Genomic DNA, 9,687 nt, shown 5'->3' on the forward strand with positions numbered 1-9,687 from the left:
TGATACCCGCGGTTGAAAAATTGACCAACCAGGCTTCTCCTCTGTTTTTGCTATCGTTCCACCATTTTACTGCCGTTGTATTTCTCCATGCATCATTATCGGTAGTTCCTTTTTCTGTATTTGACCCCGAGCCTTGTCCCTTTAGACCATTATAGGCTGGCGTAGCTATAATTGCGGTATAGTTAGTTTCAGCAATAGAACTATGGCTCAACTGTCCTGCTCCAATGTTTGGCGACATAGGGTTTTTAGCGGCCGTTGGGCTGGCAACATATTCTATTAAAGGCTTTTGCCATTCTACCAATACATTTGAAAAGCCACTGCTACGACTATTGTTGAGCACAATTTCCGACATACTCATTGGCCTGATGCCGTAAGTACCAATATCACCACCATAACGCGAATAGCTTTCATGAACAAGCACACCAGATATAGTGCCAGACCCCTGAGGAACGGCCACACCGTTTCTGATCAAGCTCTTGTACGGCAAAACAAGTTCATGCTGATCGTTTATCATCATGTACATGCTGTTACCATTGATATCCCTAATATTTACAGGATAGCAGCTTACTCTAGCGTAATAACCATAATTGGTATTGAAATAAGAGCCAACAGGGACAGACAGTTCGACATCTTTTAATTTAACATAAGTGTAGATATCGTTATCAACCAGATCTTTCATATATTTTTCCCTTATCACCAGTGGCGTTGTGTTCAACTCTTTTTCGATGATGTTAATTGATGGAAAATCGGATATGGTAGATGTAGTCGGGCTGCTAGTTTTGGCCAGTGTTGTTCCTTTTAGCCATAATTTAACTTTTTCATTTTTGCCAAACAGGTTATCCCCAGGTGTTTTTGTTCTTATCCTTAATCCGGATGTACCATCCAAACTTTGGATATAAACAGTTATACCGTTTTCGGTATTGTCCAGCTCGTGTTTATTGCTGGCCGAGTTTGGAATTAATGCCGTATTAGGGTTTCCTTTATCTGCCAGAACAATGCCTTCTATGTAAATATTTTCGGCAATAGTGCCTTGTGCTAACGTATTTTTAACATAGCTAAAATCTTTCAGCACAGCATCATCATATTCAGCCTTGGCATTTTGGGTAACCAATAGTGAATCTTTAATGATTACTCCTATTGCATTCTGGTGCACTAACTTCAAAAATGCCTCTCTTGGTTCTGAAGAAGTATTTTGCGCCATATCAAACGATACATAACTGCCGTCGTAAGCAATATTTGAAATCCAATCTTCCTGTCCGGCGGTTATATACTTCGCTTCTTTCCCAATTAACGCAAAATCAATATTGGTGGTCAGTAAGCTTTTGGCACTTCCGGCTCTGGATAGTGTATTAATGGAAGCATCGGTAAATTTTAAAGTTTGTGTCAGGCCTAATTGTTGTAGTACAATAGTATCAGTAGTACTTTTTGTACTAATATAAATCTCTGTAGCCCTGGCCGGTTTGCCTTCGTTAGATGTCACCGTCGCCGTAAGATAACTTTTCCCACTACCTTCGGTTTTATCCAGTGTAATCCAATCGGCTCCCTCTTTTAGGGACACGGTCCAATTGCCGTCAGAATAAACTTGAAGTTTTGTTGAAGTTGCCGGAGCATTTAATCTTACAGTATTGGCATTTAAAGCCAGATCTGTACTAAATCGGGTCAGTGATTCATTTTTTTTACAACCTAAAAAAGTTAACGTCGCAAGAAGCATGAACATTAGCTTTTTTGGTGTTCTGGTGAATAGAATTAATGATCTCATATTAATCTTCTTTAACGTTTTAGGTGAATAATAATGGGGAGATGATCTGAATATTTTGCCGTGAAATTGTCCTTTATAAAATTGCCCGAAACTACATTAGGCATCAGATCTTTTGAGGCATAGATGTAATCAATTTTATTGGTGGTTGGATTTATTGTTTTAGCATTTTTTGGATCTTTTTGCTCCAACTCGTAAATCACATCTAAAAGGCCATCATCCAATACGCTTTGTTGTACTTTAAAATCAAGCTGCCCGTTGTCCAGATATTTCTGGCCTGGGTTTGCCAGTTCTCTTTGTTTTAAGGTATTTACCAAAGTGCCATTTGCAAAATTGGCGGCATACAACGGCGAATAGGAATTAAAGTCTCCCATAACCAACAATTTACTGGTTGCTTTATTGGTAGCAATCTTGTCTAAAACAATCTTAATTTCGGATCGCCTGATCTCGTAGTTATGCGGATTGAGATGCAGTACCACAATGTTATAATCTAAAATTTTAGCGATAATAAATCCATGGGTCATGCCATTATTTATGCGCTCAACTGCTGTAATAGGATACTTCGAGGTTAACGCAACGGGATATCCTGTAAGTTTAACCAATGCAGAATAATTATGCCCGTAGGATTTGGCAAGCGCAGCAAGCGTTACTTCGGTAAAACCATTAGCTTCCTGTATAGCAAAAATATCGGGGTTTTGTATACCAACCCATGCTGTAAACAACTGTTTGTTGGTAGAAATATCAGTTTTCATTCCTTCCAAAATATTATAGCTTAGCACCGTTAATTTTTGTTGGATGTTTTGATCTTTCTTTTCGGGTAGAGCAGTCTTGTCCTTACAACCCGTAAAAATGGAAACAACAAGCAGTATCGTTATTATCACTTTAGTTTTGTCGATGGAATTTTTAGCCGCCTTCATTCTTAGCTTACTATTTTTTTAATTCGATAACAATGGGTATGTGGTCCGAATGTGTTTTGGTGAAATTGTCCTGAATAAAATTGCCAGAAATAATTTTTGACTGTATATCTTTTGAGCAATAGATATAGTCAATTTTATGCTTCTGAGGATTTATAGACTTTGCCTTAGTTGGATTTTCAGTTTCCAGTTTGTATATCACGTCTACCAAACCCATATCTAAAATAGCCTGCTGTACTTCAAAATCAATTTCTCCATCTACCAAATATTTCAGCTTTCCGTTGCTGGTGAGCTCTCTTTTTCTCAATGAGCTTTGCATAATGCCATCTTCAAAATTGTCTCTATACAATGGCGAATAGGAATTAAAATCGCCCATCATGAGCAGTTTCTTACCTATGTTCTTGGTTTTAATACTATCCAATACGGTTTTCATCTCTGCCCTTTTTTTGATATAACTGTGCGGGTTCAGATGTAGTACCACAAAATTGTAATCCAATATTTTAGCTACTATAAAACCATGAGTCATTTTATCAGTAAACTTCTCGGCATTTTCAATAGGATGCTTCGAAGTAATAGCCGTAGGGTAACCGGTTTCTTTGAGCAATACCGAATATTTATGCCCATAAGATTCAGCCAATTCCTGAAGTGTTTTTGGCGTAAAGCCATTGGCCTCCTGTATGGCAAAAACATCAGGATCTTGTAGTTTTAACCATGATACGAATTCCTGTTTACCTTCAGTTTTGTCGGTTTTCATACCCTCTAAAATATTATAGCTAAGCACCTTAAATGTTCGCTGAGCAAACAGGGTATGGCCAGAGAAAGCCAATAACCCGAATAATAAATATTTAATTAAGTGTTTCATTATTGTCCTTTATAAGCATCATTGTTCAACTTACCATCCGAGCGAAGTATTTCGCTATCGGCAATGGGATAGTATTGGTGATAAGGGCGTATATTCTGAAGAATTTGTATCGATTCGGCTCCCGCAGTAGATTTTACATCATCATAGAATGTACCCCAACGAACCAAATCCCACTTGCGGCCATACTCACCCATAAGCTCTCTTGCTCTTTCTTCCTTTACTTCTTTTTGAAAAGCCTCTTTACCGGGATACGAGGATAATATCAACGTAATATTGTTATTATTAGTCGCAGCTTCATTCTCTGCCCGCTTTTTTACCTCATTAATGGCATCCATTGCCGTATCGCTATCATCCAATTGGTTAGCACATTCGGCAATCATCAGCAAGGCATCGGCATATCTGAACACTTTTTGGTTATTACCATCTGCTATGTTATCCATTCCAGGACACCAGAATTTTGGCCCTGTATAAGGTTTTCCCGTACCATTATTTTGCATTGTTCTTGGAAAAACTGTTCCGTTATACGAATAAGCAAGAATTATATTCCTTCTCGGATCAAAAACATGATACAGGCTCATAAAATATTGCGTAGGGGTTACCGAGCCAAAAGGATTTGCAACAGTTCCCAATTCAGGAATATTCACACCTCCGTAAATCGAAGTTCCGCTGGTTTTTGACGGTGTAAAATAGGCGGCAACACTAGTGGTTTTCTTTAACCCAGTGGCCGACCAGGTATATTGAACCTCAAAAATCGATTCGGGTGTGTTTTTATTTCTAAAATAGGTATCAACCAATTTATATTGGGATAGAGCCGCATATATCAGTTTTATTTTATTTAAAGCAGTAAGCGCAGTTCCCCAGTCTTTTTCCCACATGGCCAATTTGCCTATCAGCATATAGGCAACGGGTGCCGAAATGCGATTTTGAGCAACATCTGAAGTACGTTTCTGAGGCAAGGCTGATGCGTATTGATTCAATTCTTCAATCAGTGTTTTTCGGGTATTACTGGCATCCATGCGCCCCAACGCGTTTATCTGTTCTAAAGTTTGCAAATCCGCAACATCATCCATATAAAAGGGCACATCGCCAAAGGTTGAAGTAAGTATGTAATAATACAAAGCTCTCAATGTTACCGCCTCTGCAACAAGGGCTGACTTTCTATCTTCGTCAACGCGCGACCCTTTGATACCCGCTACAGCGGAATTACAGAACATTATTCCCTTGTAACATTGTATCCACAAATTCTGCCCCATTCCGGGAGAAGAAGGTGAGATATCAAAAATTGCATCTTTATTTAAAGAACTGGGAAAATATCCTAAATCGGTAGCTGCTTCAATAGCAATAATTAAATTCTGATTATAGATACTGGTTAAAGGGCTGTAACAGCCATTTAAAGCCGCTATGCACTGCGCTTCATTCTGATAAAACTGCTTGGGGGTTACAAAACTCTCGGGAATTTCTTCTAGTATTTTTTTGCATGAACCCAGCGGTGAAACACAGGCTATAAGTAGCAGTATTTTAAAATATTTTTTCATCTTCCTGATTACATTTAGGATGTTAAAATTTAACAAAAGCACTCAACGAAATTGTCCGGCTGGCAGGGTATGCACCGTTATCCATACGTCTGATGGTAGAATTGCCACTCTCGGTAGAAACCTCGGGATCGTAGCCGTTATATTTTTTCCATAAGAACAGATTATTCCCGCTTAGCGACAATTTTAGCTCCTGCAATTTATTGGCAGTGAGTTTCTTTATATCAAAAACATAAGTTGCTGTTGCGCTTTTAAGCCTTAAAAAACTGGCATTGTAAACAAAGCGGTCGGCAGGAATATCGTCTTTAGATTCTGCTCTCGGGAGATCGGAATCTGGATTTCTGATAGGGTGCCAGGCATTTACCATATATCGGTACTGGTTACTTAGATAGGTTCCGGTTCCCATAAACAGTTCTGTAGGATTGTAAATTTTTCCGCCAAGGGAGTAATTAAAAAAGAAGTTGACATAAAGCCTGTTAAAACGGAAACTGTTTTGCAAACCACCGTAAATGATAGGGTCGGCATTACCCAGATACACCAAGTCATCATTGTCCAATAAGCCATCCCGATTTTGGTCGATATAGCGCTGACGTCCCGGCTGATAAAAAGCCGTTGATGCCGATGCATACTTTTTATCAATATTATTTTGATCTATTTCTGTCTGATTTTTCCATACGCCGGCATACTGCATTCCCCAAAGTGCATTTAAAGGTCTGCCTGCCACATAACCGTACATCATGTAATTCCCTCCATAGGGATTAACATAGGCTGCAATTCTGTCTAAACCACCAATGTCGTTAACCATTTGGTCGTTGTGAGCGATGGTAAAAGTAGAGGTCCAATAGAATTTTTTTCGGGTAATGTTTTTAGTGTTTAGGGTAAATTCTATTCCTTTATTGGATGTTTTACCAATATTAGTTAAACGAGATCCATAGCCTGCCTGATTAGGCAATTGTACAGATAATAACAGATCCTCGGTTTTAGCAGAATAAAATTCCAGACTTAAATCAATTTTGTTTTTCAAGAACGTTGCGTCAATCCCCAGGTTTATCGATTTTGTTTTTTCCCAGGTAAGTTCTGGATTAGCAATTCGCGAAGGATAGTACGAAACGGGAATAGCGCCATCAAAAATATAACCAGAAGTAGTTGAAGTTAGTTGTGAAAGTGATTGGTACATGGAAATTGCATCATTACCACTCACTCCTATACTTGACCTTAAAGCCAACTGGTCGATAGCTGAAACATCTTTAAGGAATTTTTCTTCCTTTAAATTCCATTTTAAGGCTGCTGAAGGGAAAAAAGCCCATTTTTTATCAGCAGCAAAATTAGAACCCGCGTCGTAACGGCCGGTAAAAGTTAAATAATACTTGCTCAGATAGCTGTAATTAAGTCGCCCCAAATGAGATAACCTTCCTCTGTCTGAATAATCAGACGAAAGGTTGACAGTTTCTTTTGAAGGTATAGACCCTAAATCATTGGTGTTATTATTATCAATAAAATATCCTTCACCACTTGCCGACAGGTTGGTGTACCAAAGTTTTTGTACAGTAAAACCATAAAGCGCATCCAAACGGTGAGCTTTATTCCAGGTCTTGTTATAGTTTATCGTATTCTCATTCAGGACATTATTTGCTCTATATGCTCGTTTATAGGCATAAGCTCCCGAACTTCGGTTGGCTCTGGTGGGCAAGGTAGAGGGCGAAAAATTGTCATCGAAACGGTTTTGGTCATAATACGATACCGAACTTTTAATTTTTAAAGATTTTAATAGACTTGCTTCTATAAAAGCCATTGGCGAAAAGGTTTTTATCAATTGGTCTTTTCGCAAAAGTTTCGCGTTGGCCAAAGGCGAATCGAAAAGTGTTCCCGAGTACCATTGTGTATTCCAATCATTAAACGAACCGTCTTCTTTATAAGCTGGCATAGTAGGTGCCAAAAAAATGGTAGACCTATACCATAAAGTTTGCGTACCAATATCTGCTTTGTTTAAATCCCTGTCTATATTGGCATAGTTCAATCTAATTCCTGCAGTAACATTTTTACTGACGGTATGATCCAGGTTGAGCCTAAATTGTGTTCTTTTTACGCCACTGTTAATGATAATACCTTCTTCATCCGCATAATTTCCTGAAAAATAATACCGGGTACTTTTGTTCCCGCCTGATGCTGTAAAGGTATAGCTGCTATATGGCGCTTTTTGTGTAATCTCCTCCGTCCAGTTCGTTCCTTCACCCAATGCGGCGGGGTCGGGAAAGGGATATTGCTCAAGAGGTTTTATCTGGTTTGCAGTACTCGAGAAAAAAAAGCGGTCGTTTTGCAGTTCGGCAAACTCTTGTGCATTCATTAAATCGAGATAGCGGGGCAATTCCGAACGGCCTACCGTAGCTCTAAATGTAAATTCATTCTTACCGTCCCGTCCTTTTTTGGTGGTAATCATGATAACCCCATTGGCACCTCTTGAGCCATAAATTGCGGTTGATGATGCATCTTTCAATACCTGTATAGATTCAATATCTTCAGGATTGATGTCACTCATATTCGTTACCGCATCCATTACCCCGTCCACCACATACAAAGGTTCATTGGTAGCATTAATAGAACGTGTTCCTCTAATCCTGATAGACGTTCCTGCTCCAGGTTCGCCGGAAGTAGATACTATTTCCGCTCCGGCAATTCTTCCTTGCAACATCTGGTCTATGCGCTGAACCGGAACATCTTCTAAATCTTTCATATTTACGGTAGAAACCGCTCCGGTTAAATCCCTCTTTTTCACCTCTCCGTAACCTATAATTACTATTTCTTCGAGTTTCGAAGTCGACTTTTTGAGAACAACAGTTAGACTCCTGTTGTCTGCAACAGAAATTTCCTTTTCCTCAAAGCCCATATATCTGAAAACAAGTGTTGCACTTTTATCAGTAGTATTAAGGCTAAAAGCGCCTTTCTCGTCACTTATGGTTCCCGCTTGAGTATTCTTCACTCTTATCGAAACGCCAATCAAAGGCTCGTTAGCTTCGTCAATTACTTTTCCATTAATCTGAACATTTTTTGGTGGTTGAGGCTTAGCTTTTATGGTGATTGTCTTTTTGTTAATCACATAAGTAAGAGGTTGATTTGCCATCAGCTTTTCCATGGCCTCTTCTATAGTAGCTCCCTTTAAAGATGCCGTTACTGGATTGGTTAATTTCAACAGCTGCGAACTGTAAAGAAAATCGTATCCACTTTGTTTTTGCAATTGTATAAGCGCATCTTCCAGACGTACATTTTTTAATTGCATATTAATGCTTTGCGCTAAAGAGTTGGCACTAACCTGCATAATGGTAACCAACATAAAGATGGATAGCAATCTCATGATGCGTAGAAATTTTGAATTACAATAGATGTGCGCGCTGCAGTTGAATACAGTGTTTTTTTTATACATTTGAATGTTAGGTTTAATTTTCAATTGATGCTCCAAGTAAAATTCAGTTGAATCCTAATGCATATCCCGGGAACGGTGCGAACGTTTTCGGGATTTTTTATAGGATATCAGCTATGATTATATAATTAATCCATAACTATTACCCTCCTTCCTTTACCAATAGACTCTTCAGGAATTATCTTAAACTTTACTATTCCCGTAAGTTCAAGCCCTTTTAGCAATTCTTCCAAATCCTTTGATTTTGAATAAATTCCACCAAATATTTTCCCATCCGAGCTTGTTTCATATTCGATATCGACATTATACCATCGAGAAATCTGTTTCATTACGTCCCTGATATTATCATCTTTAAATAGGAAATACCCCTCTTTCCAGGCCAGTATTTGTTTTAAATTGGCCTCCTGTACTTTAATCTCTGTATTTTTATTAGCCACTACCCCCTGTTGCCCTGGTTTTAAAACTACGTTATGAGTCCCTTGTGAAACCTTAACAGAGCCCTCAGCTAAAGTTGTCTTTTCAACCTCGTCATCCGTATAGGCAGAGATATTAAAATGGGTTCCTAACACCTGTACTCTTGACGTTCTGGTTTTTACAATAAAAGGCATTTTTTCATTTCTCGCTACCTCGAAATAAGCCTCTCCTGCAAGTTCAACAAGTCTTTCTATACCTCTGAAGTTTGAAGGGTAATAAAGAGTAGAATTGGCATTTAACCAAACTTTAGTCCCATCGGCCAGTGTCAATTTATATTGAAACCCTTTTGGAACATATAACTTGTTTACTGAAGCATTTAAATAACCCCAGCTATTTGTCACCTTATATTCTACTTCCCCATTTGCTGTTTTGCTTATTTTTGAAGAGCCATCCTCAGTAAGCACCCCATTGTTGGCACTATCCAAAGAAATTACAGACCCGTCAGATAATGTTAGCATTACTGCAGATGAATCTTGTACCGGAGAAGGGATTCTTGATTTAACTGAAACAGCTTTTACTTTTTCAAGTTCCAAATCTTTCTTATATACCCTGTATTCCATAATACCAATAGACAGGATCAAAATAATTGCTGCGGCATACTTTATCCATAACCTGTATATGTTAACCTCTTTCTTATTTATTGTTTTGAAAATGCGGTCGTATATTTTTTTTTGTAGGTTTTTGTCTTTGTTCAATTCCCCGGGACTTGAGTCCTGAAGCATAAAGTTGTCCTC

General features: G+C 38.6%; 6 protein-coding genes. All 6 read right to left on the bottom strand.

Annotated elements, in window-relative coordinates; genetic code table 11:
* A partial coding sequence (locus ABWO41_RS11435; protein WP_353137807.1) for a BACON domain-containing protein occupies positions 1 to 1,759 on the bottom strand: 1,759 nt, incomplete at its 3' end.
* A gap of 11 nt (positions 1,760 to 1,770) precedes the next feature.
* On the bottom strand, positions 1,771 to 2,673 hold the full coding sequence (locus ABWO41_RS11440; protein WP_353137809.1) for an endonuclease/exonuclease/phosphatase family protein: 903 nt from the start codon (positions 2,671 to 2,673) through the stop codon (positions 1,771 to 1,773).
* A gap of 10 nt (positions 2,674 to 2,683) precedes the next feature.
* Positions 2,684 to 3,532, bottom strand: coding sequence for an endonuclease/exonuclease/phosphatase family protein (locus ABWO41_RS11445; protein WP_353137811.1), 849 nt, complete (start codon positions 3,530 to 3,532; stop codon positions 2,684 to 2,686).
* A complete protein-coding gene (locus ABWO41_RS11450; protein WP_353137813.1) occupies positions 3,532 to 5,067 on the bottom strand; it encodes a RagB/SusD family nutrient uptake outer membrane protein in 1,536 nt (511 codons plus the stop codon). Before ABWO41_RS11450 ends, ABWO41_RS11445 begins: the two co-directional genes overlap by 1 nt.
* Positions 5,068 to 5,089: 22 nt before the next feature.
* Positions 5,090 to 8,413: a TonB-dependent receptor gene (locus ABWO41_RS11455; RefSeq protein WP_353137815.1), complete on the bottom strand. Its 3,324-nt coding sequence runs from the start codon at positions 8,411 to 8,413 to the stop codon at positions 5,090 to 5,092.
* A gap of 194 nt (positions 8,414 to 8,607) precedes the next feature.
* Positions 8,608 to 9,687: FecR family protein (locus ABWO41_RS11460; RefSeq protein ID WP_353137817.1), on the bottom strand; the 1,080-nt coding region annotated here is incomplete at its 5' end.

The organism is Pseudopedobacter sp. (assembly GCF_040392825.1).
Classification (GTDB): domain Bacteria; phylum Bacteroidota; class Bacteroidia; order Sphingobacteriales; family Sphingobacteriaceae; genus Pseudopedobacter.

Bases quoted from the DNA above. Each gene is read 5' to 3' on its own strand.
- ABWO41_RS11440 (WP_353137809.1), bottom strand. From the start codon at position 2,673: ATGAAGGCGGCTAAAAATTCCATCGACAAAACTAAAGTGATAATAACG.
- ABWO41_RS11445 (WP_353137811.1), bottom strand. From the start codon at position 3,532: ATGAAACACTTAATTAAATATTTATTATTCGGGTTATTGGCTTTCTCT.
- ABWO41_RS11455 (WP_353137815.1), bottom strand. From the start codon at position 8,413: ATGAGATTGCTATCCATCTTTATGTTGGTTACCATTATGCAGGTTAGT.
- ABWO41_RS11450 (WP_353137813.1), bottom strand. From the start codon at position 5,067: ATGAAAAAATATTTTAAAATACTGCTACTTATAGCCTGTGTTTCACCG.